24 protein-coding genes and 2 pseudogenes are annotated in these 26,336 nt (G+C 59.5%); 14 read left to right on the top strand and 12 right to left on the bottom strand.

All coding sequences use genetic code 11. From position 1 onward, the window contains the following. Positions 1 to 485 precede the first annotated feature (485 nt). Positions 486 to 1,319 (top strand): undecaprenyl-diphosphate phosphatase, encoded by an 834-nt coding sequence (locus tag J2Y90_RS23150; RefSeq protein ID WP_253503725.1) that lies wholly within the window; start codon positions 486 to 488, stop codon positions 1,317 to 1,319. A 50-nt stretch (positions 1,320 to 1,369) separates the two neighbouring features. Here the strand turns inward: J2Y90_RS23150 and dusA are convergent, their stop codons facing one another. The 3 genes from dusA to J2Y90_RS23135 all read right to left on the bottom strand — a co-directional run bounded on the left by dusA (position 1,370) and on the right by J2Y90_RS23135 (position 4,720). After that, on the bottom strand, positions 1,370 to 2,365 hold the full coding sequence (gene dusA / locus J2Y90_RS23145) for a tRNA dihydrouridine(20/20a) synthase DusA (RefSeq protein ID WP_253503722.1): 996 nt from the start codon (positions 2,363 to 2,365) through the stop codon (positions 1,370 to 1,372). A 995-nt stretch (positions 2,366 to 3,360) separates the two neighbouring features. Further along, positions 3,361 to 4,149: a transporter substrate-binding domain-containing protein gene (locus J2Y90_RS23140; RefSeq protein WP_253503719.1), complete on the bottom strand. Its 789-nt coding sequence runs from the start codon at positions 4,147 to 4,149 to the stop codon at positions 3,361 to 3,363. Positions 4,150 to 4,249: 100 nt separating this feature from the next. Continuing rightward, entirely contained in the window at positions 4,250 to 4,720 is a 471-nt protein-coding gene (locus J2Y90_RS23135) for a hypothetical protein (RefSeq protein WP_253503716.1), read from the bottom strand. 164 nt (positions 4,721 to 4,884) lie between these two features. Here J2Y90_RS23135 and J2Y90_RS23130 point away from each other — a divergent pair, with 164 nt between their 5' ends. The 4 genes and pseudogenes from J2Y90_RS23130 (at position 4,885) to J2Y90_RS23110 (ending at position 7,439) form a co-directional block, all read left to right on the top strand. Further along, positions 4,885 to 5,553, top strand: a complete 669-nt coding sequence (locus J2Y90_RS23130) for a ribonuclease T2 (protein WP_253503712.1) — start codon at positions 4,885 to 4,887, stop codon at positions 5,551 to 5,553. Positions 5,554 to 5,689: 136 nt separating this feature from the next. Continuing rightward, positions 5,690 to 6,187, top strand: a complete 498-nt coding sequence (locus tag J2Y90_RS23125; RefSeq protein ID WP_253503709.1) for a PAAR domain-containing protein — start codon at positions 5,690 to 5,692, stop codon at positions 6,185 to 6,187. A gap of 3 nt (positions 6,188 to 6,190) precedes the next feature. Further along, positions 6,191 to 6,921: pseudogene (locus tag J2Y90_RS26810) on the top strand (alpha/beta hydrolase). Further along, positions 6,918 to 7,439 carry a hypothetical protein gene (locus J2Y90_RS23110; RefSeq protein ID WP_253503699.1) on the top strand — a complete coding sequence of 174 codons (522 nt, stop codon included), beginning with the start codon at positions 6,918 to 6,920 and terminating at the stop codon, positions 7,437 to 7,439. The pseudogene J2Y90_RS26810 and the gene J2Y90_RS23110 overlap by 4 nt, the downstream one beginning before the upstream one ends. 17 nt (positions 7,440 to 7,456) lie before the next feature. Here J2Y90_RS23110 and J2Y90_RS23105 read toward each other — a convergent pair whose 3' ends face one another. Next, positions 7,457 to 8,314 carry a LysR family transcriptional regulator gene (locus tag J2Y90_RS23105; protein ID WP_253505312.1) on the bottom strand — a complete coding sequence of 286 codons (858 nt, stop codon included), beginning with the start codon at positions 8,312 to 8,314 and terminating at the stop codon, positions 7,457 to 7,459. Positions 8,315 to 8,423: 109 nt separating this feature from the next. On the opposite strand from J2Y90_RS23105, the gene J2Y90_RS23100 reads away from it, so the two are divergent. From J2Y90_RS23100 to J2Y90_RS23090, 3 genes are all read left to right on the top strand, one after another. Beyond that, positions 8,424 to 9,131 (top strand): haloacid dehalogenase type II, encoded by a 708-nt coding sequence (locus J2Y90_RS23100; RefSeq protein WP_253503696.1) that lies wholly within the window; start codon positions 8,424 to 8,426, stop codon positions 9,129 to 9,131. Positions 9,132 to 9,142: 11 nt separating this feature from the next. Continuing rightward, positions 9,143 to 9,916, top strand: a complete 774-nt coding sequence (locus J2Y90_RS23095; protein WP_253503693.1) for an aldolase — start codon at positions 9,143 to 9,145, stop codon at positions 9,914 to 9,916. A 174-nt stretch (positions 9,917 to 10,090) separates the two neighbouring features. Then, the gene (locus J2Y90_RS23090; RefSeq protein ID WP_253503690.1) at positions 10,091 to 11,659 is read left to right on the top strand and encodes a sensor domain-containing diguanylate cyclase; all 1,569 of its coding nucleotides are present in this window, start codon (positions 10,091 to 10,093) and stop codon (positions 11,657 to 11,659) included. A gap of 151 nt (positions 11,660 to 11,810) precedes the next feature. Here J2Y90_RS23090 and J2Y90_RS23085 read toward each other — a convergent pair whose 3' ends face one another. Further along, positions 11,811 to 12,155: a hypothetical protein gene (locus tag J2Y90_RS23085; RefSeq protein WP_253503687.1), complete on the bottom strand. Its 345-nt coding sequence runs from the start codon at positions 12,153 to 12,155 to the stop codon at positions 11,811 to 11,813. Between the two features lie 189 nt (positions 12,156 to 12,344). Between J2Y90_RS23085 and J2Y90_RS23080 the strand changes: the two genes are divergently transcribed. Further along, complete coding sequence (locus J2Y90_RS23080) at positions 12,345 to 12,785, top strand: carboxymuconolactone decarboxylase family protein (RefSeq protein ID WP_042609087.1); 441 nt, start codon at positions 12,345 to 12,347, stop codon at positions 12,783 to 12,785. 110 nt (positions 12,786 to 12,895) lie between these two features. On the opposite strand, the pseudogene J2Y90_RS23075 reads toward J2Y90_RS23080, so the two are convergent. Next, a pseudogene (locus J2Y90_RS23075) lies at positions 12,896 to 13,063 on the bottom strand (DHA2 family efflux MFS transporter permease subunit); the annotation flags it as partial. 167 nt (positions 13,064 to 13,230) lie between these two features. Here J2Y90_RS23075 and J2Y90_RS23070 point away from each other — a divergent pair. The 4 genes from J2Y90_RS23070 (at position 13,231) to J2Y90_RS23055 (ending at position 18,258) form a co-directional block, all read left to right on the top strand. Then, on the top strand, positions 13,231 to 14,019 hold the full coding sequence (locus J2Y90_RS23070) for a hypothetical protein (protein ID WP_253503684.1): 789 nt from the start codon (positions 13,231 to 13,233) through the stop codon (positions 14,017 to 14,019). 150 nt (positions 14,020 to 14,169) lie between these two features. After that, complete coding sequence (locus tag J2Y90_RS23065) at positions 14,170 to 14,661, top strand: sigma-70 family RNA polymerase sigma factor (RefSeq protein ID WP_253505309.1); 492 nt, start codon at positions 14,170 to 14,172, stop codon at positions 14,659 to 14,661. Positions 14,662 to 14,749: 88 nt separating this feature from the next. After that, positions 14,750 to 15,733 carry a FecR family protein gene (locus J2Y90_RS23060; RefSeq protein WP_253503681.1) on the top strand — a complete coding sequence of 328 codons (984 nt, stop codon included), beginning with the start codon at positions 14,750 to 14,752 and terminating at the stop codon, positions 15,731 to 15,733. Between the two features lie 98 nt (positions 15,734 to 15,831). Continuing rightward, complete coding sequence (locus tag J2Y90_RS23055; protein ID WP_253503678.1) at positions 15,832 to 18,258, top strand: TonB-dependent siderophore receptor; 2,427 nt, start codon at positions 15,832 to 15,834, stop codon at positions 18,256 to 18,258. Between the two features lie 151 nt (positions 18,259 to 18,409). Here the strand turns inward: J2Y90_RS23055 and J2Y90_RS23050 are convergent, their stop codons facing one another. Next, positions 18,410 to 19,561 carry an MFS transporter gene (locus J2Y90_RS23050; protein WP_042609095.1) on the bottom strand — a complete coding sequence of 384 codons (1,152 nt, stop codon included), beginning with the start codon at positions 19,559 to 19,561 and terminating at the stop codon, positions 18,410 to 18,412. Positions 19,562 to 19,806: 245 nt separating this feature from the next. Between J2Y90_RS23050 and J2Y90_RS23045 the strand changes: the two genes are divergently transcribed. Next, complete coding sequence (locus tag J2Y90_RS23045) at positions 19,807 to 20,787, top strand: diaminopimelate epimerase (protein ID WP_253503676.1); 981 nt, start codon at positions 19,807 to 19,809, stop codon at positions 20,785 to 20,787. A gap of 143 nt (positions 20,788 to 20,930) precedes the next feature. Here J2Y90_RS23045 and codA read toward each other — a convergent pair whose 3' ends face one another. The 5 genes from codA to J2Y90_RS23020 form a co-directional block, all read right to left on the bottom strand. Next, positions 20,931 to 22,178, bottom strand: a complete 1,248-nt coding sequence (gene codA / locus J2Y90_RS23040; protein WP_253503673.1) for a cytosine deaminase — start codon at positions 22,176 to 22,178, stop codon at positions 20,931 to 20,933. A gap of 14 nt (positions 22,179 to 22,192) precedes the next feature. Next, the gene (codB, locus tag J2Y90_RS23035; RefSeq protein ID WP_253503670.1) at positions 22,193 to 23,464 is read right to left on the bottom strand and encodes a cytosine permease; all 1,272 of its coding nucleotides are present in this window, start codon (positions 23,462 to 23,464) and stop codon (positions 22,193 to 22,195) included. 222 nt (positions 23,465 to 23,686) lie between these two features. After that, positions 23,687 to 24,499 carry an alpha/beta fold hydrolase gene (locus J2Y90_RS23030; RefSeq protein ID WP_253503667.1) on the bottom strand — a complete coding sequence of 271 codons (813 nt, stop codon included), beginning with the start codon at positions 24,497 to 24,499 and terminating at the stop codon, positions 23,687 to 23,689. A 184-nt stretch (positions 24,500 to 24,683) separates the two neighbouring features. Next, positions 24,684 to 25,040 (bottom strand): 6-carboxytetrahydropterin synthase QueD, encoded by a 357-nt coding sequence (gene queD, locus J2Y90_RS23025; protein ID WP_007915588.1) that lies wholly within the window; start codon positions 25,038 to 25,040, stop codon positions 24,684 to 24,686. An 85-nt stretch (positions 25,041 to 25,125) separates the two neighbouring features. After that, positions 25,126 to 26,205: a patatin-like phospholipase family protein gene (locus J2Y90_RS23020; RefSeq protein WP_253503664.1), complete on the bottom strand. Its 1,080-nt coding sequence runs from the start codon at positions 26,203 to 26,205 to the stop codon at positions 25,126 to 25,128. Between the last annotated feature and the right edge of the window lie 131 nt (positions 26,206 to 26,336).

The following is a 26,336-nucleotide window of genomic DNA, read 5'->3' as shown; positions in this document are numbered from 1 at the left end:
TTTTAGACGTGGCTCTCGGCTTTTCTAACAATAAGTAGCCTTTTCAAGCTTTTAGTTGATTTCTTCGAGGTTGTGAACTAACGCTTAGATGATGGCGATATGCAATGGTGCCACTATTTTGAGCTTGTGGCGATGGCTTTGTCTATGTCCTTTTGCCATTGATTGGCCATGTCGGCGTTGTGTGAAGTTGGTCACACTTCATATCTGAAATGAAATATTCCTTGGGATAGAACTAAATTTTTTCCATTTAGTTCGTCGGCCGACGATTACTAACATGACTTGAGTGTGGCAGTCCGTTAGACCTATTCTTCGAAATCAAAAGATCGCAGCCCTCGGCAGCTCCTACAAGGAAATGCATTTCAAATGTAGGAGCTGCCGAAGGCTGCGATCTTTTGATCTTCATATGCGCCAATTGTGTAACTCAGATACTCAACCCCGAGTGTTATTGACTGGCCGCTCACCCTGAGTGCTCTGACGGAGGATTAATGGATTTCTGGACCCTTTTCCAGGTGTTGATATTGGGCGCGGTAGAAGGCTTGACCGAGTTCTTGCCGATCTCGAGTACCGGTCACCAGATTATTGTCGCCGACCTGCTCGAATTCGGCGGCGAACGCGCCATGGCGTTCAACATCATTATTCAGCTGGGTGCCATTCTTGCTGTGGTCTGGGAGTTTCGTTCGAAGATCTTCGATATCGTCAAAGGCCTGCCCACCGAACGCAACGCGCAACGTTTCACGCTTAATCTGCTGATCGCGTTTTTTCCTGCCGTCATCCTCGGCGTGTTATTCGCCGACGCGATTCATGAGTATCTGTTCAACCCGATCACCGTTGCGGTGGCCCTGGTTGTCGGCGGCATAGTCATGTTGTGGGCGGAACAGCGCAGCCATGTCGTCAGCGTTGAACATGTCGATGACATGCGCTGGTCTCACGCGCTTAAAGTCGGTTTCGTACAATGCCTGGCGATGATTCCCGGCACCTCGCGCTCCGGTTCGACCATCATCGGCGGTCTGCTCTTCGGCCTCTCACGCAAAGCCGCGACCGAGTTCTCATTCTTCCTCGCCATGCCCACCATGGTCGGCGCCGCAGTGTATTCCGGCTACAAATACCGCGACCTGTTTCAGCCCAACGACCTGCCAGTCTTCGCCCTCGGATTCGTCACCGCGTTCATCTTCGCCATGATCGCCGTGCGTGGCCTGCTGAAATTTATCGCCAGCCACAGCTACGCCGCGTTCGCGTGGTATCGGATCGGTTTTGGATTGTTGATTCTGGCGACTTGGGTGTTTGGCTGGGTGAACTGGACCGCCGCAGCGGCCGCTTGAGGTGTCAAGCCAGGCGGATCAAGCCGCCTGGCTGATATGAGGGGAGGGCATCAACGCCCTTCAAGCAACTCACCCGCCGGATCCAGCAACGCCAGCGGATCCTTGGCCTTGTGAATATCCACCGACAACAGCTGCCGAAACTTGCGCGCCCCGGGGAAACCGGTACCCAAACCCAACACATGCCGCGTGATGTGATGCATCGCCCCACCGGCCTGCAAATGCTCGGCTATATAAGGACGCAACTGCGCCAACGCCTCAGCCCGACTGATCACCGGCGCCGAACTGCCAAACAACTGCTGATCCACCTCCGCCAGCAAATACGGATTGTGATAAGCCTCACGCCCCAACATCACACCGTCGAAAGTCTGCAGATGCTCATGGCAGGCTTCCATGGTCTTGATCCCGCCGTTCAACACAATCTCCAGCTCAGGAAAATCAGCCTTCAACTGCGCCGCGACGTCATAACGCAACGGCGGAATGTCACGATTCTCCTTTGGCGACAGCCCTTCGAGAATCGCAATCCGCGCATGCACGGTAAAACTCGTACATCCGGCATCCCGCACCGTACCGACGAAATCGCACAGCTCGGCATAACTGTCGCGCCCGTTGATGCCGATCCGATGCTTCACCGTCACCGGAATCGACACCGCATCGCGCATCGCCTTGACACAATCCGCCACAAGCTGCGGATGCCCCATCAGGCAGGCGCCGATCATGTTGTTCTGCACACGATCGCTCGGGCAGCCAACGTTCAAGTTCACTTCGTCGTAGCCGTGCTCTTGCGCCATACGCGCGCAGGCCGCGAGATCAAGCGGAACGCTACCGCCGAGCTGCAACGCGAGCGGGTGCTCGGCTTCGTTGTGACGGAGGAAACGTTCGTGATCGCCGTTGAGCAACGCGCCAGTGGTGACCATTTCGGTGTAGAGCAGGGCGTGCTTGGACAGGAGGCGGAGGAAGTACCGGCAGTGGCGGTCCGTCCAGTCCATCATGGGGGCGACGGAGAAGCGGCGGGAGAGTGGGGCGTCTGTGGCGGTGATAGGGGACATTGGCGGTTCTGGATTGGGTGGGGCTGGAAAGTGGGGAGTTTATCAGGATTGAGGTTGGACAGAGCTCCGGAAAGTCAATCCGATGGTGGAGTTCATTCACATGCTAAGAGGGGGATCGGATGCAAATAAATCCGTCCCCGTTTTCCTCGCCAATCTCAGTCTGCGCACCGCAGAAATGATGTTGAAAACGTTGGCAACGTAGCTGTCAGATCGCAGGCGAAAAAAAACCGCCTTTGCGGGGCGGTTTTTTCTAGTCTCGGGTTGCGACCGAGACTGATGCATCACTAGCTACATTGACGTGTGGCCATGGTATGAATCTTTGCGCAAACATGCAACGGTATTTTTGCTAGCGCTGGGGAGCCTTGGAGAAATATTTTCTCGTGGTGATACTGACAGAAATAACGTATTACAAAAACAATCGATTGTCCTGCATGAGGAACCCAAAGAGTAGGCTTGGAGCTGAATATTCTGGGTTATCATGCCGGCGCTCACATGTTAGTGCCGCGGTGAGGTTTGGCTGGTGACTTAACGGTTTCACGCCCGCTGACACGGTTTTGCACCCGTGCCGGATTGATGTCTCGGAGGGACTTCAACCGGCCGCCTCACTGGCTACATTGACGTGTTGGCCGAAGGCACGCGTGATCCGGTAAGCGTGCTCGAGGTTTGGCCCCCAACCTGGAGGCCAAAACGTATGAAGCTTTTGCTGCGTGCGCTGAGCCTCGTATGGAAATTGTTGAAAGAGTTTCGCTTTGACGAGTTCCTGCGAGACCACTTTGACGACCTGAAGTAACGGTCGTTTTCAGAGGGAAAGAACCCGTTTCAGCTTCGGTTGAAGCGGGTTTTTTTTGGATGATGGAACTGTCAAAAATGGGTTTTCAGTAAGCCCTTTCATTAGGTCGCGTAGGACGTTTCGACGTTATCTGTAGTTTGTCGCCAACAGCATCGGCAGCAGCCTCAGTCAATACAGCTCCGGCATGCTGCACGACGATTAACGGTTACTGCGCCGGCACCGCAATCCACTCACTCAACGTCTGCTGATACTTGCCAGTAACCTTGCTCAAATGCAGCCACTGATCGACATACAGTTTCCAGCTAATATCATCGCGCGGCAGCAAGTACGCTTTTTCGCCATATTGCATGTATTGATGCGGATTCACCGCGCACAGGCCCGGTTTGAGTTTCTGCTGATACAGCGCTTCCGACGCGTCGGTGATCATCACGTCGGCTTTGTTGTCGAGCAGTTGCTGGAAGATCGTCAAATTGTCGTGCAGGGCCAGTTGCGCTTTGGGCAGGAAGGCGTGGACGAAGGCTTCGTTGGTGCCGCCGGCAGGTTCCACCAGGCGTACGTCGGGCTGGTTGATCTGTTCGATGGTCTGGTATCTGGCCTGGTCGGCGCAGCGCACCAGCGGGATCTTGCCGTCGGTGTCGAGGGTGTTGCTGAAATAGGCTTTTTTCTGCCGTTCCAGTGTGACCGAGATGCCGCCCATGCCGATGTCGCATTTGCCAGCCTGCATGTCGGGCATCAGGGTTTTCCAGGTGGTCTGCACCCATTGCACCTTGACGCCGAGGCTGTCGGCCAGTGAGCGGGCCATGCTGATGTCGATGCCTTCGAAGTCGCCATCGCTGCGCTTGAAGGTGTAGGGCTTGTAGTCGCCGGTGGTGCAGACGCGCAACTGGCCTTGTTGCTGGATGCTGTCGAGGTGGGTTGTCGGCTCGGCTGCCTGAGCGGTGAAAGGCAACGCGAGCAATGCACCGAGCAGGAATGTGGTTTTTGTCGTTGGCATCTGTCGGACTTTTCTCTGGAGTGGGCGGGAAGAACGTGTTCGAAGTTAACCACGTTCTCACCGTTGATCCAGTCCGACGTTACCCGTCAGTGTTGATCCGTTAGAGGCCCAGCCCTTGCTGCACTACTTGCAGCAGATTGTTTTCCGTCAGTGCAATCGCATCCAGCTCCTGGCCGGTCTCGATAGTCTGCAACCACCAGTGGCTTTCGCCGTGCTCGTCAACGGTGCGCAGCAACGACTGATCGCGCCCTGGCACTTTGATTTCGACACGCCCGCAACCATCCTCGGTAAACCGCGCAATCGGATCGAACATCAAACTGTGATGGTTCGCTTCGATCACCAACTGGTCGATGGCGTAGTCGTGGCTTTCGCCGTCCGGCGAAGTTTCGCAAACGTGCGTAGGATTGCGGCGAATCTTCAATCCCACTTCGGTGACTGGCTGCAGCCAGCCCTCGATGCGGTGGTACAAGTCGTACACCTGAGCAGGCCAGCAATCGATTTCCAGCGCCGCATCAGCCTGGGTATGCCGGGTCTGCTTGAGTCTGGCGGCGAGTTCGTCTGCTTTACTCATGTCGGTTCCCTTGTTGGATGTCTGCCTGTTCAGCGTAGACCTTTGCACGGCGCAGGGCCTTGCCTTGCGTCATGCGCTTGCAATACAAACGTGTCGAAATCAGCGCTGGCCAACGCTGGCCATCAACGAAAACCACGGACGCAGGCGTCCCAAGGAATGGGTCAATGAAAAAGCTGTTTACAATTCTGGCGCTGATTGCGCTGACGGCCGGTAGCATCGGCATGAGCTCGGCGCGTCAGCCGTCATCGAACAAAGCGCAGGCGGAGTCGGTGGCGGGGGTGTTCGACTACTACCTGCTGGCGCTGTCCTGGTCGCCGACCTTTTGTCTGACGCACAAGGACGACGCGCAATGCACCGGCAAGGGTTATGGGTTTGTCCTGCACGGCTTGTGGCCGCAATATGCCAAGGGTGGCTGGCCAGAATCCTGCCCGCCGCTGACGACGCTGTCGGCGGCAGAAACCAGCAAAGGCCTGACGATGTACCCCACGAAAAAACTACTCGATCACGAATGGTCCAAGCACGGCACCTGCAGCGGTCTTGGTGCGATGGGCTATCTGGACAAGTCAGATCAGGCTCTCGGCGCTGTGAAGATTCCGCAGGAGTTGCAGCCGTTCGGCTCGACGTCGTACTACTTCGAAGCGCAGGAGATTGTCGATCTGTTTCGCAAGGCCAATCCGGGTATTCCCGAGGATGGAATTGCGGTGGTTTGCAGCGGCCCGCAGCTGTCGGAAGTGCGGGTGTGCATGGGCAAGGATTTGCAATTCGGCGCGTGTGGCAAAGGGGTGAAGACTCAGTGCCGCGCGGGGGATATCCGGGTGCCGCCGGCACGGTGAGACATCCGTAATGAGCCAGGACAAACAGGCGCTCCCGTGAGCGCCTTTTTTTCGTCTGAAGATTTGTAGCGCTTGGCAAATTCACGCATGCTGCGCGCCTCAAAGGATCTGCACGACACATTGCAAGGAGCTGTTCATGAGCGGAAAACCCGCGGCCCGCGTCACCGACCCAACCGCCTGCCCATTGCCAGGACACGGCACCAACCCGATCGTCAGCGGCTCGCCGAACGTGAATTTCGACGGTCTGGCGGCTGCACGCATGACCGACAAGTCCGCTTGCGGCAGCGCGATCAGCGGCGCTGTATCCGGCACCGTGTTCATCAATGGCCTGAACGCGGCGACGCTGGACAGCACCGGTGGCCACGGTAATGTCGTCATCGGCGGTTCAGGCACGGTGATCATTGGCGACACCGTAGTCGTGGCGCCTTTCAGTGGTCTGCTGCCGATGCCGGTGCACTTCACCGACATGTTGAAACTGGTCAACGATGTGACCGGTGAACCGATGCCCGATCACCCCTACATAATCCAGCGCGCCGACGGGCGCATGGAGCACGGCGTGTCTGATGCCGCCGGATTTACCCATGAGGTCAGTTCGCACCTGCCTGAAACCATCAAGCTGTTTCTGGAGGAGTGAGGCATGACGGCTGAGACGGTAACGTGCGCCAAGGGCAACACTTACAGGCTGCATAAGGAACATGTGCTGACCGACAAGAAGGATGTCAGTGCCAAGCCTGTGCCGGTGGAAAGTACCAAGGCGATTGTGCTTTTTATTGGTGGGGCTGGGGATAAGGAGAGTTATTACTTTTCTGGGCCGTATGGAAACATCCAAGAGGCGCGCAAGGAATTTGATGAGCGAGCTTTAACGCTTGCGAGGGAAGGGAAATACAAGTCGGATTGTTGGGTTACAACCAAGTCAGAGGAAAGCAGGATATACAGCGGTACGTCCTGAGTCTGATCCCGTATAAAAGCTGTCCCGTTTACATCATTGGGCATAGCCTCGGTGGGTGGAATGGCGCGCACTTGACGAAGTTGATGTCGGATTGGAATTACAAAGTTCAAATGTTAATTACCCTTGACCCGGTGGGTGAGGGGGCTTTGGTCTGGGCTGGCTCAGACATCTACTTTGGCGCTCCCGATCCAGTCGCTCTCGACTGGATAAATGTCAAAGCAACGCCATCCAGAAGAGACTCATCAGACGGAGTCGCGGATTTTGGCGAGAAATGGACAATTTCATGCGGACCTTCATTGAACACCAATGTTGACACCAATCACGCGAATGCATTGGGATTGTTCACTGCGCGTATCGCCGGGGGAAAAACGGCGAGTGATCTTCTCTTCGACTCGATCATGAAGGAGTTTCCAGCATGAACAGGACGTTGCTTTGCGCGTTTCTGGCTATTTGCTCAGGGTGCGCCAAAGACCATGTTATGCCTGCCGCTCACCTGAAATTCATGTCAGTTGAAAGAGAGCAGTCTGTTTTATACGTAATCAGATATCAGTCTGATGTTGATATTCTGGATCTTTTTGGACTAGGCGAGCGGGAAGGAATGATCTCAGGCATGCTCAAATGCGCTTTGGCTGACGATCAGGATTTCTCAGTGGGCAAAGGCATTCGGTTTTCCTCATACGGATTGATCAGATCCGAGAAAACAAAAAGCGAAAGTGCCAAATTCTCTTACTTCACCCGAGCGTTCATGAGTGAAACTTCCAGCGATCAGAGTTCGGAAAGACATTTGTCAGTAGCGGAGCTGAACAACCTCCTATCCAATAAAACCCAAATCCCCTGCAAAGTCGTCATCACCGCCTACGGCTACAAAACCTACTACTCAAACACCATGAACATCCCCACCGCCGACCTGCTCCGGGAAATCAACAAACCCGAATAAACAACCCTCGGGGGGACTCACGCAAATCCCCCCGCATCCACCCCCAACTCCCCACGCAAAAACTCCACCAACCCCCGCTGCAACCCGCTCAAAACCCCTTCACGACTAACCAGCGCCAGTTCCGTCGGCGCCAACTCTGGCAAGTCCATACACATCTCATGCTCCGGCAAAACCGCCGAGACCGGCAACACCGAAACCCCTAACCCGGACGCCACCGCCGCTTGAATCCCGGTCAGGCTGTGGCTACCAAACGCCACCCGCCACGGTCTCTGCGCCACGTCGAGCAGGCGAATCGCCCGTTGTCGATACAGGCAACCCTGGGGAAACAGCGCCAGCGGCAGCACGCCCTTGGAGGTATCGAACCCGGGGCTTTTGACCCATACCAGTCGCTCCGGCCAGGTCGCCCATGCCGGGCCGCTGTCGGGTTCGCGTTTGATCAGGGCGATGTCGATGTCGCCGGCATCGAGGCGTTGGCGCAGGTCGAGGCTCATGCCACTGATGGTTTCCAGGCGCGCTTGCGGGTGGCTGCGAGTGAAGCCGGCGAGGATCAGCGCCATGCGCCGCGCGTCGAAGTCTTCCGGCATGCCGATGCGCAGCACTTCCAGATCGACATCGCTGGCCAGTGCTTGGCTGGCTTCAGCGGACAGCGCCAGCAATCGACGCGCATAGTGGATCAGCAATTCGCCGTGCTCGGTCACAGCGACGTTCAATCCGCTGCGGTCGCGCAATAGCAGCGGGTGGCCGGCCAGATCTTCGAGTTTGCGCACCTGCTGGCTGACCGTCGATTGCGTGCGGTGCACACGCTCGGCAGCGCGGGTGAAGCTGCCTTCGTCGACCACACAGACGAAGGTTTTCAGCAGTTCCAGATCCAGCATGGTGGCGGCCATGATAGTGGTTTTACGAATGACTATCGCGTGTTTATTTAATTTCACACTATCACCCCGCGCTCATAAGCTGAAGTCCTCACTCTGGAGGAGTCGACCGATGACCTTGAACAATACGCCACGCCCGCAATGGCTGACCTTCGATTGCTACGGCACGCTGATTCAATGGGACGAAGGCCTGAAAGCCGTTGTCGAAAAAATCCTCGGCGAGAAGGGCGAGCACGCCATCGACGCCGATAAGCTGATCGAAGTCTACGATCGTCACGAGCACCGCCTCGAACAAACCCCACCGCACCGTTCCTTTCGCGAATTGAGCACCCTCGGTCTGCAACTGGCTCTGGAAGAATTGGGCTTGCCGAGCCTGCCGGAAGACAGTCAGCGTCTGGCGGCGGCGATTCCGAACATGCCGCCCTTTGCCGAAGTGCTCGACACCCTCGCGCAACTCAAGGCGATGGGTTTCAAGCTGTGCATTGTGTCCAACACCGACGACGACATCATCGCCGGCAACGTCGCGCAACTCGGTGGTCATATCGACCGGGTGATCACCGCGCAGCAGGCCGGTGCCTACAAACCGGCGCCGCGGCTGTTCGACTACGCTCATCAGCAATTGGGCGTAACAAGGGATGAAGTGGTGCACATCTGCGCCAGCCCCATGCTTGATCACACAGCGGCGCGGGACATGGGTTTTCGTTGCGTGTGGATCGATCGCGGCACGGGCCGGCAGTTGTTGCCGGACTATCGCCCCGACGCGATTCTGCCCAGCCTCGACCGCGTGCTGTCGCTGTTCGAATCCCTCGGCTGGACCTAAGGAGAATTGCCATGGCGCACACCTTGAGCGGCACAGCCAAAACCAGACCAATACTGGCACGGAATCTAGAAACCGAGGCGATCAGCACTGCTCGCAACGAACTCGCCGCGTGCTTTCAACTGGCGGCCTTGCATGGCCTGGAGGAGGGCATCTGCAATCACTTTTCGGCGATGCTGCCGGGGCATGATGATCTGTTTCTGGTCAATCCATACGGCTACGCTTTTTCGGAAGTGACAGCGCAAAATTTGCTGGTCTGTGACTTCGCCGGCAACGTGGTCGATGGCGAAGGTGAGCCCGAAGCCACGGCGTTCTACATCCACGCGCGCCTGCACCAACAATTGCCACGGGTGAAAGTCGCGTTCCACACGCACATGCCGCACGCCACGGCGTTGTGTCTGTTGCAAGGCCCACCGCTGCTGTGGCTGGGGCAGACCGCGCTGAAGTTCTACGGGCGCACGGCGGTGGACGAGGATTACAACGGTCTCGCGCTGGACGCATCCGAAGGCGACCGCATCGCCAGTGTCATGGGCGACGCCGATATTCTTTTTCTGAAAAACCACGGTGTCATCGTCGCCGCGCCGAGCATCGCCGAAGCCTGGGACGATCTGTATTACCTGGAACGCGCCGCGCAGGTACAACTGCTGGCCATGGCCACCCAGCGCGAATTGAAACCGGTGCCCCACGCTATTGCGCAGCGCGCCTATGAACAAATGCGTGAAGGCGATGCGCAAAGTGCTCGCGCACATCTGAGCAGCGCGATGCGGCGGCGGGCCCTGCACAACTGATTAACCGGAAAGAAGCAATCGTAAATAAATCGACGAAAAGCGATCATCCAAACTCGCGAGGCGCCGATAACTGGGCGGGAGGCGGGCGTTTGCTCCGTGCATCCCGGTGGGCTACGCTCACGAACACAAGGGTTTCGGGCTCGCGCCCCTGTCGTACCTGCCCAGGACATGCTTTTGCCAATCCCCATTCACGATCCGCATCAGGCCCCCGGCACGCTCAAGCGCCTGCCGCTGCGCAAAGCGGCGGTGCTGTTCATCGTTGCGGTGAGCCTGTGCCTGTGCGGTCTGCTGTATCTGCAACTGGAGCAGTCGCGGCGTCAGGATCTGGCGGTGGCGAAGATGGCTTCGAGCAACCTGACCCGGGCCATGGCCCAGCAGGCCGAAGACACCGTGCGGGCAGCGGATCTGGTGATGACCAGCCTGGTCGACTGGATTCAGGACGATGGCTATGGGGCGACGCAGCGTCCACGGTTACAAAGAATCTTTGCCCGCCGCGCGCAGCAGCTGGATCAGTTGCACGGCATCTTTCTCTTTGATCGCGAAGGGCAATGGGTCATCACTTCGTTCCCCAATCTGCCCCGTGGCAACGGCGTGGCCGATCGCGAATATTTCAAGTTCCATCAGCAGAATGCCTCGACCGTGGCGCACATCGGTCCGGCGATTCGCAGCCGTGAAAATGGCGAGTGGATCATCCCGATCTCCAGACGCGTCAACGACCAGCTCGGCAACTTTCAGGGTGTGCTGATGGCCGGCATCCGCATGTCGTACTTCGATCAGTTTTTCAAAAGCTTCAGCCTCGATGACAGTGGCATCATGTTCATGGCGTTGACCGACGGCACCTTGCTGGCGCGACGGCCTTTCGATGAGTCGCTGATCAACACCTCGGTGGCCCACGGCGAGATCTATCAAACCCTGTTGCCCCATGCTAACGCGGGCACGGCGATGCTCAATTCGGTGGTCGATGGCGTCACCCGATTGTATGGCTATCAACAGCTCGCCTCGTATCCGCTCGTAGTCTCCGCCGCGACTTCGCAAGACACCATTCTGCAGGGCTGGCACGACCGCGCTTTCCAGTCCAGCGTGATTGTCGCGCTGGTGATCCTCGGGATTGGCCTGTTCGGCTGGGTGTTCATTCATCAGGTGCGCGATGGTGAGCGCATCGAGAAAAACCTGCGCAAGGCGCAACTGGCGCTGGAGCAGATCGCCACCCACGACAGCCTCACCGGACTGGCCAATCGACGCTTGTTCGAGCGTTCGCTGGAGATTGAATTCGCTCGTGGCGCGCGCCAGGTGAGTCCGGTCAGCCTGATCATGCTCGATATCGATTTTTTCAAGCGCTACAACGATGCTTACGGCCATGTCGCCGGCGATCAATGTCTGGCCCAAGTGGCGCAGGTGGTGAAGACCTGTTGCCAGCGCAAGTCGGATCTGGCGGTGCGATACGGCGGCGAGGAGTTCGCCGTGCTGTTGCCGGACACCGATATCAATGGGGCGTTGGCGATTGCCGGGCAGATACGCCGCAGCGTGATCGACAAGCACATCATTCATAGTGGTTCACCGACCGGTTATCTCACTGTGAGCCTGGGCTGTTATTCATTTATTCCACACGGCAACGACAGTCCGCAGGTGTTTATACAGCGCGCGGACGCTGCGTTGTATCAGGCGAAAAATGCCGGAAGAAATCGGGCGGCGGTGTTTGCGCCGGAAGAAGGTTTTGCCGAACTGATGCGTTCGGATCGCTGATCTCAATCACGCTTTTGAAACAATGTGGGAGCGAGCTTGCTCGCGAAGGCGGCGCACCAGTCACCCAATCAGTCGACTGACACAATGCCTTCGCGAGCAAGCTCGCTCCCACAATTAATCACCGTTGCTATCTGGGATGACTCTTGTTCGTTCAGCCGCCCGTGCCACCGCCCGTGCCACCGCCCGCGCCACCTGTGCCGCCGCCGGCCGAACCGGTGCCGCCACCCGCGCCGGAACCCGAACCGCTGGCGCCGCCGTTGGTGCCCGTGCCGGTGCCCATGCTCGAACCAGTGCCCGTGCCGGTGCCGTTATTGGTTCCGGAGCCGGTGCTGCCCGATGGCGAGCCCGGAGTATTGTCAGGCGGCATGGTCGAGCTGCTGGCGCCGCCGGACTCGGTGCCCGTCGCGTCGGTGCTGTCATTGGCGGCGAAGCTGGCGGCGGATGCCGTGGCGAGCAGGCCGGCCAACAGCAACGAAGTGATTTTGCGCGTCATCATGGTACGTCTCCTGAAAAAGGGGATTACCTGATATTGGTCTTGCGCGCCCGAGCCTTGGTGCCGGTCGAGTGACGAGCGGTCAGTTGCCGCGCCCAGTGGCCTACCGTTCTTCTGCAATATTGGCTATTTGCCGAACCACCCCCGGGGACTAACGTAGCCACACATTCAATCGCTACCCCGGAGCCCACCATGCAACCTCGTGCCGATTTCTACACTGCTTCTCCTGATGCCCTGAAAGCGATGATGGCGCTGGAAAATGCCGTCTCGAAACTGCCGCTGGAAAAGAGCCTGATCGAACTGGTCAAGCTGCGTGCCTCGCAGATCAACGGCTGCGCCTTCTGCATCGACATGCACACCGCCGACGCGATCAAGGATGGCGAAACCCCGCGTCGCCTGTTCGCCGTGACGGCATGGCGGGAAGCGCCGTTCTTCAGCGAGCGCGAACGCGCCGCGCTGCTCTGGACCGAGTCGCTGACGCAACTGAGCCTGACCCACGCACCCGACGAAGACTATGACGTGGTTGCTGCCCAGTTTTCGCCAAAGGAACTGGTTGACCTGACCGTGGCGATCAACACCATCAACGGCTGGAATCGCCTGGCGGTGGGCTTCCGCAAACTGCCGCAGGCTTAAGCTGCCCACAATCCGTTGTAGGAGCTGCCGAAGGCTGCGATCTTTTGACTTTGCTTTCAAAAGGCAAGATCAAAAGATCGCAGCCTTCGGCAGCTCCTACGGGCGGAACATCAATGCCCGTCTGCACTCGGCGCCGCCGGCGGTTGCACCTTGCGCATCAAGGGCACCATCGCCGTGGCAATGATGAAGCAGACCATGATCATCAGAAACGTATCGCCATAGGTCTGCGTCTGCGCCTCGCGATACGTCACCAGCCACAACTGGCGCAGGCTGGCAACCCGGTAGAGAAAACCGCCATACCAATGTCCAGCGCGCTGTATCCACTCACGCGTCCGAGGAACAGCGGCGTCAGGTAAATCGTCGCGAACCGTTTCGCTGATCCTTCAGAACTGAGCGTTCAGGCCGTTAAAGTTGCTCAAGCGCAAATATTTCAAAGGAGTTACACATGAACTCAGGGACTGACCCGCAGCGGGAACTGATAGCTATTGCTAAACAACTCATCAACTGGATCATCGGAAAACCGAGTAGCAAGTTTGTGATGTTGGGAATGCTGCTGTGGACGCCTGGAGCACTCGACTTGCTGGCGATGCTGGCCCAGACGGCTCAGGCATTCCGTGGCTTGGCACCCGTGCCATCGGTGCCGGATGACTTTGGTTATTCTCGCGCCTTGGGCATTGTTCTGATCGCGGTTGGCGTTGGTATGACGCTGTTTGAATGGTGGCAACCCCATTCGACCAAGGCTGGTCGTATGAGGGTCGCGAAAGCCAGAGGGCAGGTTCAGTTGCAACGCAACTTGCGCTTGAATTTCGAGAAACTCAACGACGCAGACCTGCAACTCGAGTTTCAAAATGCATGGGGGCCGGTAAACGCTGATCCTCGACAGATTCGCAACGTGTTGGGTACCAAGAAGGCCAATCCGGGGCTGGCTATGGATCGCTTCATCAGAGGTATGGCGTTGGTCAATACCGACGGCGACTGGTTTGTGTTGCGCTCCCGGGCTATCCCGACAGCGTTCTGGAGTTACTTTTTCCTGACCATTGTCTCCGTGTGCGTGGGAGCGCTTTGCCTCATTGTCTTCTGCGCGTCGCTGGTTCTTCCTGGTTGGATGAGTATTCCCGTCGAAACGAAAGGTACTCTGGCGGTACTGGCACTGCTCATTGGTTATTCAGCCTTCGCGTTCAAGGACTTGATGCTCGAGTTCGGCAGCGCAATCAATCTGGCGCGTATGCCATAGAACGCGTTTCGCTGCTGCCGATAAGTCTGGCTGCGGCTCTCGCTCTTGGCCAAGTGGAAGAAGAGGTCAAGGGGGGCGATGAATAAATTGCGCTCGATTAATAAGAAGCATTACTATCCACGCCCCTTTCTCACACGCCGCCCATCCCACATGCGCTCCCGCAGATCCGGCTTTTTCGAGCATTACGAAGAGTTGATCGGCACCTGGACTCGGCGCCTGCGCAATCGCGCGCAGGCCGAGGATCTGGCGCACGACACCTTTGTGCGGGTGCTCGAGGCGGATTCGGCGGCGGTGCAGCAGCCGCGCGCGTATCTGCACCAGACCGCGCGCAATATCGCGGTCGATGGTTACCGGCGCGAGGACCGGCGCGGCGCGATGGAGACGGAGACGGTCGATGACAGTGCGTCGTCAGCGGGCGATCCGGAGCACTACATGCACGCGATCCAGTTGGCCGATTCCATCGAACGCGCGCTCACTGAACTGCCGCTCAACTGCCGCAGGATCTTTGTCTGGCAGAAGATCGAAGGCCTTACTCAGGCGGAGATTGCCGAGCGCCTCGGGCTGTCCAAGAACATGGTCGAAAAGTATATGATCCGCACCCTGCGGCATCTGCGAGAGCGGCTGGATGGCTTGCAATCATGATGCCGTGTGACGTCGAAAAGATCGCAGCCTTCGGCGGCTCCTACAGGGGGCCGTGCCGAATCTCAACCTCAGCCGGACAGGACATTCCATGATGGAGACTCGTGATTGCGCCTGTGGGCAAATGGCGGTGCGTGATGAGGCGGCAGCCTGGTTCGTGCGTTTGCAGGAGCCGAATGTCGACGTCGAAGAACAGCTGCGCTTCGACGCCTGGCTGGATGAACACCCGCAACATCGCGAAGAATTTCAGTTGCTGCAAGGCTTGTGGACGGCGACTGATCTGCTGCCGATGTCGCGTCTCCAGGCGCTTGCCGAAACTCCGCCACCCCGCCGTGAACGCCGTCCGCTGCTGCGTTATGCCGTGGCCGCGAGTGTCCTGGCCGTTGCGCTGGGACTTGGCCTGTCCAGTGGACTCAATCATCCCGGCGGTTACCGCGCCGAGTTCGCTACGGCGTTGGGCGAGCGCAAGCATGTGGCGTTGCCGGATGGTTCGGTGATCGATCTGAACAGTCGCAGCCGCTTGCAGGTGCGTTATGAGCAGAATCGACGGGTTATCGAACTAATCGCAGGCGAAGCGATGTTCAGCGTTGAACATGACCCCTCGCGGCCGTTTGTTGTCGAAGCGGGGAGCGGCAAGGTCACGGTCACCGGCACGCGTTTCGATGTACGCCGCGATGCCACGCAAACCCGTGTGGCGGTGGAGCAGGGTACGGTGAAGGTGCAGGCAAGTGACGCCCCGGACAACCAATTCATCAACCTGAGCGCCGGCCTCGGCACTTCGGTCGATGCGCACGGCAGAGTCCTGCCGGCTTACGCGGTCAACCCGGCGGAGCTGACTGCCTGGCGCCACGGCAAACTGGTGTTCAACAACGCCAGCCTCAGCGAAGTGGCGGCGCAAGTGTCACGCTATCGCGACAAGCCGCTGATCGTGTCCCAGCCGAACGTGGCCAGCCTGCGCCTGACCAGTGTGTTCAGATCCGACGACACCGACGCCTTGCTCAAAGCCTTGCCGAGCATCCTGCCGGTGACCGTGCGCACCCTCGCCGATGGCAGTCAGGAAATAATTTCCAGATAGCATTCAGGTTTTTTCCTCGTTCATCGTCTTCCTGTTCAACTGCAACTGGTTTGCATTAACAGCCGCACACTCTTGCGATCCACAGGACTCCGTACGACGTGAACATCACCATAACCCACAATAAAAAATCCCCTTGGTTGCCACTGGCGCTGGCGCTCGCGGTCAGCGCAGCGATGCCGTTGGCGTTTGCCGCCGAAGCCATTCACATCCGCGCGCAGCCGCTGGGTCAGGCCTTGAGTGAGCTGGGCCAGCAAACCTCGCTGCAGGTGTTCTTCAGCCCTGAGCTGGTGGCCGGCAAACAGGCGCCAGCGGTCGACGGCGACATCTCGCCGGAGCAGGCGCTGCGCCAGTTGTTGCAAGGCAGCGGTCTGGATTATCAGATCAATGAGGGCTCGGTGACGCTCGCACCAGCCGCGACTTCAACTACCAGCAACGGCCCGCTGGAGCTCGGCGTGACCGACATCAAAGTAGTCGGCGACTGGCTCGGTGACGCCGACGCGGCGGTGGTGCAGAACCACCCCGGCGCGCGGACGGTGATTCGCCGCGAAGCGATGCTCGAGCAAGGTGCGATGAACGTCAGCGACGTGCTCAAACGCGTGCCCGGCGTGCAGGTGCAGGACTCCAACGGCACCGGCGGCAGTGATATCTCCCTTAACGTTGGCGTACGCGGTCTGACTTCGCGCCTGTCGCCACGCTCGACCGTGCTGATCGATGGCGTGCCTGCGGCGTTTGCCCCGTACGGCCAGCCGCAACTGTCGATGGCGCCGATTTCCTCGGGCAACCTCGACAGCATCGATGTGGTACGCGGCGCCGGTTCTGTGCGTTACGGGCCGCAGAACGTCGGCGGCGTGATCAATTTCGTGACCCGCGCGATCCCGGAAAAAACCACCGGCGAAATCGGCACCACCCTGGAAACGACTCAGTACGGCGGCTGGAAACACATCGACACCGCGTTCCTCGGCGGCACCGCCGACAACGGCATGGGTGTGGCGCTGCTGTACTCCGGCGTCAACGGTCACGGCTATCGCGAGCGCAACAACGGTAATGACATCGACGACGTGCTGCTCAAGACGCACTGGGCGCCGACCGATCAGGACGATTTCAGCCTCAACTTTCACTACTACGACGCCAGCGCCGACATGCCCGGCGGCCTGACCCAGCGTCAGTACGACGACAAGCCTTACGAATCGGTGCGTGACTACGATCAGTTCAGTGGCCGGCGCAAAGACGTGTCGTTCAAGTGGATCCGCCAGATCGATGAGCGCACCCAGGCAGAAATTCTCACCTATTACACCGACAGCTTTCGCGGCAGTACCATCGCCGCGCGCGATCAGCGCACCCTCAGCTCGTACCCGCGTTCCTATTACACCCTCGGCATCGAGCCGCGTGTGTCGCGGGTGTTCGATGTCGGCCCGACCACCCAGGAAGTCAGCGTTGGTTATCGCTATCTGAAAGAAGCAATGCACGAAGAATCCAGCCGTCTGGCGCTGGTCAACAACCAGCCGGTGGTCACACCGACCTCGGATGGCCATGTATTCCAGGATCGCACCGGCGGCACCGAGGCCAACTCGGTGTATGTCGACAACAAGATCGACGTCGGCAACTGGACCGTCACCCCGGGGATTCGCTTCGAACACATCAGCACTGACTGGCATGACCGCGCCGTGCTCGACACTGCCGGCCGGCCAGTGCCGGAGAAAAACCGTAGCATCGAAAGCAACGAACCGCTACCGGCGCTGAGTGTGATGTATCACTTGTCCGATGCCTGGAAGCTGTTTGCCAACTACGAAACCTCGTTCGGCAGCCTGCAATATTTCCAGCTCGGTCAGGGCGGCTCGGGTGACAGCACCGCCAACGGCCTGGAGCCGGAAAAAGCCAAAACCTACGAGATCGGTACGCGCTACAACGATGATGTGTGGGGTGGCGAGGTGACGCTGTTCTACATCGACTTCGACGACGAGCTGCAATACATCAGCAACGATATCGGCTGGACCAACCTCGGCGCGACCAAGCATCAGGGCATTGAGGCGTCGGTGCACTACGACATGGCCGCACTCGACCCGCGCCTCGATGGCCTGACCGCCAATGCCGGCTTCACCTACACCCGCGCCACCTATGAAGGCGAGATTCCCGGCTTCAAGGGCCGCGATCTGCCGTTCTATTCGCGGCAGGTTGCGACGGTCGGTTTGCGTTACGACATCAATCGCTGGACTTACAACATTGATGGCTTTGCCCAGTCGAAACAGCGTTCGCCGGGCACCGGTGTGAATGCGGATGGCAGCTTCAATGGCAACTACATCACCGAAGGTACGGCGGACGGGCAGTACGGCGACATTCCGGGTTACGTGACCTGGAACGTGCGCGGCGGCTACGACTTCGGCCCGCAGGTGTCGAATCTCAAGCTCGGCGCCGGGGTGAAAAACGTCTTCGACAAGCAGTACTTCACCCGCTCCAGCGACAACAACTCGGGGATGTATGTCGGCGCGCCGCGCACGTTCTTCGTGCAGGCCAGCGTCGGCTTCTAAGGCTTGATCGTTCCCACGCTCTGCGTGGGAATGCAGCCCGGGACGCTCCGCGTCCCTTGCAAAAGCCGAACGCGGAGCGTCCGTTGAGGCATTCCCACGCAGAGCGTGGGGAACGATCTGGCTACGTCCTGCGAGCCTGCTCGCGAAGCTTTCAGACCTTCAGGACTTTGCCGCCGATCGCCACAGCCACCAGCAACACCGCCATCAGTCCAAAGGCAAAACTCAGGCTGCTGGCATGGGCGACAAAACCGATCACTGCCGGCCCGGCGAGAATCCCTGCGTAACCCAGTGTGGTAATCGCCGGCACCGCGATGCTTTCGGGCATCACCGTCTGCTTGCCCACCGCCGTGTACAGCACCGGCACGATGTTCGAGCACCCGGCGCCGACCAGCGCATACCCAACCAGCGCCGCTTGCCAGCTCGGCGCGAAGGTGGCGAGAAACAACCCCGCCGCCGCCAACAGACCGCCAAACAGAATGATCCGCGTCGCGCCGAGCTTGCGCACGATGCGGTCACCGAGCAGACGACCCACGGTCATGGTCAGGGCGAACGCTGCGTAACCCATACCCGCATACGCCGTGTCGATTCCGCGTTCCTGGGCGAGGAACACCGCGCTCCAGTCCAGCGCCGCGCCTTCGGTGAGGAACACGATGAAGCACATGCCGCCGATAAACAGCACGATGCCGTGGGGAATGGCGAAGGCCGGACCGGAGCTTTCGCTGCCATAGGGCAACATGTGCGGCACGCACTTGAGCAAGGCGCCGATCAGCAAAACCACTACCACCAGCATGGCCGCCAGCGGCGTCAGGCCGAGGCCGAGCAGGGCGCTGACGCCCGCCGCACCGACAATGCCGCCGAGGCTGAACAAGCCGTGGAAACCCGACATCATGTGCTTGCCGCTGGCGCGCTCGACGATCACCGCTTGCAGGTTCACCGTCGAATCCACCGTGCCGAGGCCGGCGCCGAACATGAACAGCGTGGCGATCAACGCCGGGATCGACGACACCGTCGCCAGCAACGGCAGCGCCGCGCAGATCAGCAGCGTGCCGCCGGTGGCCACGCGTCGGCAACCAAAACGCGTGGCGAGAATTCCCGCCAGCGGCATGGCCAGAATCGAGCCGACGCCCAGACACAGCAGCAATAACCCCAGCGTGCCCTCATCCAGCCCGGCCCGCGCCTTGGCATACGGTACCAGCGGCGCCCACGCGGCGATGCCGAGGCCGGCGATGAAAAAAGCGACGCGCGTGGACATCTGTTCCAGGCGTCCGGGGACGAACGTGTCTTGGGGGTTGAGGCTGGTCATATCGATCCTTGGCAAAAAACAATCACATCCCCCGAAGGACACTCATACCGCATTGAGGTTCGATCACGGTCTGTTCGAGGGCGGGCAGCCGACATCGTAACCTGTAGGAGTGAGCCTGCTCGCGATGGCGGTGTGTCAGTTAAAAAAATGTCGACTGACACACCGCTATCGCGAGCAGGCTCACTCCTACAGGGGATTGCGGTTTACAGTTGGGTTTAAGCCAGCATGGAATACGGGAATAGGGCATGACAAGGTTCTACGACGCACGCGGCAATATCTACGCTGTGGTTTCGCCCCAAGCCTTGCGCGAGGCCGGAATTGCTTTGCCGGTCAGCGCCGCCGAGTGCGCGGAGTCTCGGCAGCAATGGAGCGAAGCCGCCATCGCTCTGTGCTGCCATTGGCCCGAAGGCCAGCGCCCGGCCAACAGCAAACCGCACCGCAGCGATGGTCTGCTGATCGGCCCGTTTCAGACGTCGGCACCGTTCGATGTGCTCATCGTGAATACCGACGGCAGCCTCGCCGAACGCAGCGGTAACGGTCTGACGATTTTCTCTCAGGCATTGTCCGAGCAAGGCTTGATGCGGGAAGAGGGCGCGGTATTGCGCGTTCATCATGACAAGGATGAAGCGCTGGAAACCTCGGTTAAACCGGCCGAAGTTGAAGGCGTGCGCGGCTTCTGGCTTGATCTCGGTCAGCCCGGATTCGGCCCGCAAGCCGTGGGAGCGCAGTCAGTTGAGAGCGCTCACTTCAATCACCGTGACGTCAGTCATGTCCAGCCCCTCGCACAACTCGATCCCGACTGGAGCTACAGCCAGTTCGTGCGCATCGGCAATCCGCACTGCGTGACGCTACTCGGCGATGCAGGCGCTTTGCCGAGCAACGAGCAGATGCGTGAATCGCCCCTGAACGAAAGGCTGACCGCCATTGCCTATGCCATGCCCATCGGTGCTGGCAAACCCTGTCCGGCCGGCGTCAATCTGCAATGGGCCGTGCTGGCGTCGCCGCAGAAAATATTCGCCCGGGTATTCGAACGCGGCGAGGGGCCAACCGCATCGTCCGGCACCAGCGCCAGTGCGGTGGCATGTGCGGCGTGGCGGGTGGGTTGGGTTGAGGCGGGGGAGGTGCGGGTGATCATGCCCGGCGGCACTGCACCGGTTTTGCTGGAGGTTTCAGAAGGAGCATTGCTGCGGGTGAAATTGTTTGGCGCTGGGCGGTTGATGGATTGATTCGGCCACTAGCGATGCTTTTGTAGGAGTGAGCCTGCTCGCGATGGCGGTGTGTCAGCCACATTTCTATCGACTGAAAGAACGCTATCGCGAGCAGGCTCACTCCTACAGGGTTTGTGGCGAATGGAATATTTGCATTCGACTCAGCGCAATTCTCTGCTGAACTCCACCACCGGCATCTGCCGCTTCATCAACACCTTGCCGCCACGAATCGAATACAGCGGCAGGCCCTGGCTGCGGATCACCTCGTAATCGCTGTCCGCCGACAGAATCAGCAGGTTCGCCGGGCGGCCCTGTTCCAGGCCGTAACGCTCGCCCAGATGCATGGCTTTGGCACTGTTGTCGGTAACCAGGTCCAGCGCACTTTGCAGGTTGCGGTAGCCGAGCATGTGGCAGATGTGCAGACCCGCTTCGAGCACGCGCAGGATGTTGCCATTGCCCAGCGGGTACCACGGATCGACGATGGAATCCTGGCCGAAACACACGTTCATTCCGGCTTCGAGCAGTTCGTTGACGCGGGTGACGCCGCGGCGTTTCGGGAAGTTGTCGAAGCGTCCTTGCAGGTGAATGCTCTCGGTCGGGCAGGAGACGAAACTGATCCCGGAATGGCCGAGCAGGCGGAACAGTTTGGCGCAGTAGGCGTTGTCGTAAGAGCCCATCGCCGTGGTGTGGCTGGCGGTGACGCGGGCGCCCATGTCGCGGCTGCGCGCCTCTTCTGCGAGCACTTCCAGGAAGCGCGAATGCGGGTCGTCGGTCTCGTCGCAATGCACGTCGACCAGACATCCGGTGCGCTCGGCCAGGTCCATCAGAAACTTCACCGAACTGACGCCCTGATCACGGGTGTACTCGAAATGCGGAATGCCCCCGACCACATCGGCGCCCATGCGGATCGCTTCCTCCATCAGCTCGCGGCCGTTGCGGAACGACTCGATGCCTTCCTGCGGGAACGCGACGATTTGCAGATCGATCAGGTGACGGCTTTCCTCGCGCACTTCGAGCATGGCTTTGAGCGCGGTGAGTTGCGGGTCGGTGACGTCAACGTGGGTGCGCACGTGCTGAATGCCGTGGGCGGCCAGCGCCTGAATGGTCTTCTTGGCGCGGGTCTTGGTGTCTTCTTCGGTGATCGTGACTTTGCGCTCGCCCCAGCACTCGATGCCTTCGAACAGCGTGCCGCTCATGTTCCAGCGCGGCTCGCCGGCGGTAAGGGTGGCGTCGAGGTGAATGTGCGGCTCGACGAAGGGCGGCACCACCAGATTGCCGCCGGCATCGAGGTCATCCGGGCCGAGGCTCGGCGCTTCGGTCTGGCGGGCGATGCTGTGGATCAGGCCGTCTTCAAGGTGCAATTCGTGCAGGCCTTCCTGGTTGCGCAGGCGGGCGTTGATGATGTGCATCAGGCGAATCCTTTTTATAAGTCTTGTAGTGGTGCACTGAGGCGACGGGCGCCGAGCACACCGGTGACGATGACATACGTTAGCGCGGCAGCGGCGATCCCTACCAGCGGCGCGACCCAAGGCGAACTGAACGCAGCGACGGTGCCCACCCCGTAGGCCCCGAGCCCCGGCCAGTTGAACGCCGGCAACCGTGCGTCGGCCAGACGCGGATAGTGCCCGCGCCAACGGTAGAAGAAGTCAGCCATGATCACCCCGCCAATCGGCGGAATCACCGTGCCGAGCAGGATCAGATACGGCACCAGCATGTCGTACATGCCCAGCAGGGCGAGCAGAGTGCCGATCACCGCGCCACCGAGGGTCACGGTTTTGCGCCGCCCGGTACGCAGCAGGTTGCAGCCGGCCACGGCGAAGTTGTAGATGGTGTTGTCCTGCGTGCTCCAGATGTTCAGCAAGAGCATGGCCATCGCGGCCATGGCAAAGCCTTGCAACAGCAGCACTTCAACCACATCGGGTTGCTGATAGACGATCGCGCCGTATGCGCCGATCAGCACCATCAGGCCGTTGCCGATGAAAAAACCGATCAGGCTAGCCAGCACTGCGACCCGCGCCGAACGCGAGAAACGAGTCCAGTTGGTCGCCTGCGTCGCACCGCTGACGAAGGTGCCGAACACCAGGGTGATCGCTGTCGACCAGTCCAGCGAACCCGTCGGTATTACGCTGAGCAAACCTTCGAAGCCGCCGACTTTCACCGTCGCCACCCACATCGACAGCATCAGCAGCAACATCATCGCCGGCACCGCGATGTACGAAAGAATTTCCAGCCCGCGATAACCGATGTATGCGGTGGCGCAAAAGCCCAGACCGAACAGCACCATCAGGCCGAGCACCGTGGCCTCATTCAGACCGAAGTATTTGCCGATCACCACCGCCGCCGTCGCCGTGCCCCAGGCGTACCAGCCGATCTGGGTGAAACCGAGGATCAGGTCGCTGAGCTTGCTGCCGACTTCGCCAAAACAGAAACGGCCCATCAGTACCGAATTGAGGCCGCTCTTGAAGGCGATGTAACCCAGGCCCGCGGCGTACAGACCGAGCAACAGGTTGCCGACAATGATCACCGCCATCATCTCGGCAAAACCGAAAGCGACCCCCAGCTTGCCGCCGGCAAACAAGGTCGCGGTGAAAAACGTGAAACCCAGTAACACCATCGCCGTCGAGGCCAGGCCTTTGCGCGCGTGCATCGGCACTTCACTGAGCGGGTAATCGTTGCCGGAGGCGTTCTGCGTCATGGGGCAGTCCTTGCTGGAAGGGGAAGACGAGCAAGGGTTGCAGCGGTCGTGCCAAACGCGGTCGGGCCGGGTATGTATAGACGACACGGCGAAGTCAGGCGCGAAAACGGTGCAGCTGAACGCACCGAAGCCCAATGTAGGAGCTGCCGAAGGCTGCGATCTTTTGAAACCAAATCAAAAGATCGCAGCCTGCGGCAGCTCCTACAGGTGCAGGTGTGTGATTCAGAGAAAGCGCAGCAGGGCGGCGACGATGGCTTCGGGGGCATCTTCCTGGACAAGGTGGCCGGCATTGGCGATGGCGTGAAATTGCGCCCCGGGAATCATCTGCTGCAACGCGCGGCCACGTTCGATGGGGATCCATTGATCCTCTTCGCCCCAAAGAATCTGCACCGGGCAGCGGATCGTCGGGTACAGACTTTCGGCTTCGCGGGTATAGCGTTCATCCATCTGCGCGATCTGCCGGTAGAACGCCGCTTGCCCCGGATCGCCCAGCCACGGATTTACATACGCCGCCAGTTCGTCATCGGCAATTCGACGGTGAATTGCACCACGAATATAGGTCGGCACGATGGCGCGCTGGATGTAATCGGGCAAGCCACTGAAGGCCGCCTCGTCTTGACGCACATGCTGCACAAACGGCGAGCCCCACGGTGTCAATGCGACCGGGTCGATCAGGGTCAGGCTGCGATAATCCTTGCCGTTGAGCAGGTGCGCACGCAACACCGTAGCGCCGCCAAAATCATGGGCGACCATGTCCGGATTTTGCAGGTTCCAATGATCGAGCAGCTGCGCCAGGAGTTCATTCTGTACGCCAAGGGAGACGTCCGCGTCTGGCTGTGCGGACTGTCCGTAACCGAGCAGATCGAAGTAGTGCACACGGTGGGTGGCGAAAAAGTGCGGGGCGATGCGGTGCCAGACATAAGACGAAAATGGCGTGCCATGCACGAACACCAGCGGCGAACCGTCACCGCGCACGGCATAACGCACTTGATGCCCGTTGAAGTCAAAGACCTGATCCAGCAGCCAGTCCGTCATGGGTCTGTCCTCTTGGCGGGAGAACGAAAAGCATAGGCATAAAAAAACAGCCGTAAAGGCTGTATTTGAAAGAACGCGGTCCCTGTAGGAGCTGCCGAAGGCTGCGATCTTTTGATTTTGATTGTAAAAACAAAGATCAAAAGATCGCAGCCTTCGGCAGCTCCTACAGAGGTGTCTGTGTGGCTTATTCCCCGCGATAAATGCAGCCGCTGGTGCACGTCTCATGAATGCGGATCGCGCTGAGTTCCGGCAGCAATGGCTTCATCTCGTTCCAGATGAATTTGGCCAGCACTTCGCTGGTCGGGTTTTCCAGGCCGGGAATGTCGTTCAGGTAGTTGTGATCGAGACGTTCGTACAGCGGCTTGAAAATCGCTTTGATCTCGGAGAAATCGCGAATCCAGCCGGTGTGCGGATCGAGGTCGCCGCTCAGGTGCAGCGCGACCTTGAACGAATGACCGTGCAGGCGACCGCACTTGTGGCCGTCCGGGACGTGCGGCAGGCGGTGGGCGGATTCGAAAGTAAACTCTTTGAAGATTTCCACGGTATTTTCGGCTCTGTTCAGATGGCGTTCGCCGCAGCGATTCGGGCAGGCGGCGAGTTTATCAGCTTGTCTTTGGCCGTGCTGACTAAAGGGTCAGCAAGCGGTCGGCGAGGCGACCGCTGGCCGTCAGCTCGAGGAATTCGTCGCCCAGTCGGCGGCTCTCGTCCATCGCCGCGTGCCAGTATCTCTGCCGGCTCGGCGCATCGCCCATGAAGCGTTTGAAGTCGTTACGGTCGGGCAGTTTGCCGTAGGGCAGGCGTGCCAGATATTCCTTCGACGGCGCGACCAGCACCACGTCCTGCAAACGCTGCACCGAGGCGCGGCGCCATGGCAGGGTCTTGTCGAACCAGCCGGGGATCACCCGATCGGTGAAATGCGGATAGAGCACGATGCCGTCGCCGCTGTAGGGCAGGTCGAGGTGATAGTCGAGCAGGCCGCCGTCACGGAACGTACCGGCACCGGCGCCGGGCAAGTCGCGCACGCCTTCCATGACCATCGGAATCGACCCGGAAGCGAGCAGGGCCTGACGCAGGTTGCCGGCATTGAGGGCAACGAAACGCGAGGGGAAATCGGTCAACGTGTCGAGCGGTGGTGCCAAGCGTGGATCGTGGATGATCAGGCGCTCGAAATGCCGCGACAGCCGTGCACGGCCGCGCAGGTTGTCGGCGATCACCGAGCCCAACGCCAGACCGAGGCGCCCGCGATGGTCTTCAGCGAGGCGGCCCTGGCTTTTCACCACCATGATGTTCAAGCGGTAATCGGCGTTCTCTAGGATGCTCGCATCGCGGCCGTCGAGCAGATCATTAAGCATGCGCTGCGAGCTCTGACTGATCTCGGCCATGGTCACGCCTTTGTTGAAATTCTGCTCGGCGTATAGCTGACCGAGGCGGCGAATGCCTTCGGCGGCGTCCGGCAGGCAGGCGCTGGCGAAGCGCCAGGAACCCACCGATGCACCGATCAGCGAACGCTCGCGCGGCGCACTCGGCAACCACTCGCCGAACAGCGCCAGATCGAGCCCCTGAATGCCCAGCGCCTTCGGCCCACCGGCCGCGCCGGGCAGGGTGCCGACGTCAGCGGCGTGCAGCCCTTGCGCACGAATGCGCGCCATGGCCCGCGGGCCGGCCTTGAGGGTGAGGGCAGGGAACTTGATGTGGATGGCGGTCATACCGGTCTCGATCGTTAGCAAGCTGGGAATTATAAGCCGATGTTGCGACATCCTGTAGGAGCTGCCGCAGGCTGCGATCTTTTGATCTCGGGTTTAACCGTTTCTATGCGGAGGGGGAAAAAGATCAAGAT

The organism is Pseudomonas koreensis, assembly GCF_024169245.1.
Lineage (GTDB): Bacteria > Pseudomonadota > Gammaproteobacteria > Pseudomonadales > Pseudomonadaceae > Aquipseudomonas > Aquipseudomonas koreensis_F.
Note: the sequence above shows the minus strand (reverse complement) of the source record. Positions and strands in the feature narration are given on the sequence as shown.

Coding starts and splice junctions, on each gene's coding strand:
- J2Y90_RS23150 (WP_253503725.1), top strand. CDS start 486: ATGGATTTCTGGACCCTTTTCCAGGTGTTGATATTGGGCGCGGTAGAA.
- dusA (WP_253503722.1), bottom strand. CDS start 2,365: ATGTCCCCTATCACCGCCACAGACGCCCCACTCTCCCGCCGCTTCTCC.
- J2Y90_RS23140 (WP_253503719.1), bottom strand. CDS start 4,149: ATGCCAACGACAAAAACCACATTCCTGCTCGGTGCATTGCTCGCGTTG.
- J2Y90_RS23135 (WP_253503716.1), bottom strand. CDS start 4,720: ATGAGTAAAGCAGACGAACTCGCCGCCAGACTCAAGCAGACCCGGCAT.
- J2Y90_RS23130 (WP_253503712.1), top strand. CDS start 4,885: ATGAAAAAGCTGTTTACAATTCTGGCGCTGATTGCGCTGACGGCCGGT.
- J2Y90_RS23125 (WP_253503709.1), top strand. CDS start 5,690: ATGAGCGGAAAACCCGCGGCCCGCGTCACCGACCCAACCGCCTGCCCA.
- J2Y90_RS23110 (WP_253503699.1), top strand. CDS start 6,918: ATGAACAGGACGTTGCTTTGCGCGTTTCTGGCTATTTGCTCAGGGTGC.
- J2Y90_RS23105 (WP_253505312.1), bottom strand. CDS start 8,314: ATGCTGGATCTGGAACTGCTGAAAACCTTCGTCTGTGTGGTCGACGAA.
- J2Y90_RS23100 (WP_253503696.1), top strand. CDS start 8,424: ATGACCTTGAACAATACGCCACGCCCGCAATGGCTGACCTTCGATTGC.
- J2Y90_RS23095 (WP_253503693.1), top strand. CDS start 9,143: ATGGCGCACACCTTGAGCGGCACAGCCAAAACCAGACCAATACTGGCA.
- J2Y90_RS23085 (WP_253503687.1), bottom strand. CDS start 12,155: ATGATGACGCGCAAAATCACTTCGTTGCTGTTGGCCGGCCTGCTCGCC.
- J2Y90_RS23080 (WP_042609087.1), top strand. CDS start 12,345: ATGCAACCTCGTGCCGATTTCTACACTGCTTCTCCTGATGCCCTGAAA.
- J2Y90_RS23070 (WP_253503684.1), top strand. CDS start 13,231: ATGAACTCAGGGACTGACCCGCAGCGGGAACTGATAGCTATTGCTAAA.
- J2Y90_RS23065 (WP_253505309.1), top strand. CDS start 14,170: ATGCGCTCCCGCAGATCCGGCTTTTTCGAGCATTACGAAGAGTTGATC.
- J2Y90_RS23060 (WP_253503681.1), top strand. CDS start 14,750: ATGATGGAGACTCGTGATTGCGCCTGTGGGCAAATGGCGGTGCGTGAT.
- J2Y90_RS23050 (WP_042609095.1), bottom strand. CDS start 19,561: ATGACCAGCCTCAACCCCCAAGACACGTTCGTCCCCGGACGCCTGGAA.
- J2Y90_RS23045 (WP_253503676.1), top strand. CDS start 19,807: ATGACAAGGTTCTACGACGCACGCGGCAATATCTACGCTGTGGTTTCG.
- codA (WP_253503673.1), bottom strand. CDS start 22,178: ATGCACATCATCAACGCCCGCCTGCGCAACCAGGAAGGCCTGCACGAA.
- codB (WP_253503670.1), bottom strand. CDS start 23,464: ATGACGCAGAACGCCTCCGGCAACGATTACCCGCTCAGTGAAGTGCCG.
- J2Y90_RS23030 (WP_253503667.1), bottom strand. CDS start 24,499: ATGACGGACTGGCTGCTGGATCAGGTCTTTGACTTCAACGGGCATCAA.
- J2Y90_RS23020 (WP_253503664.1), bottom strand. CDS start 26,205: ATGACCGCCATCCACATCAAGTTCCCTGCCCTCACCCTCAAGGCCGGC.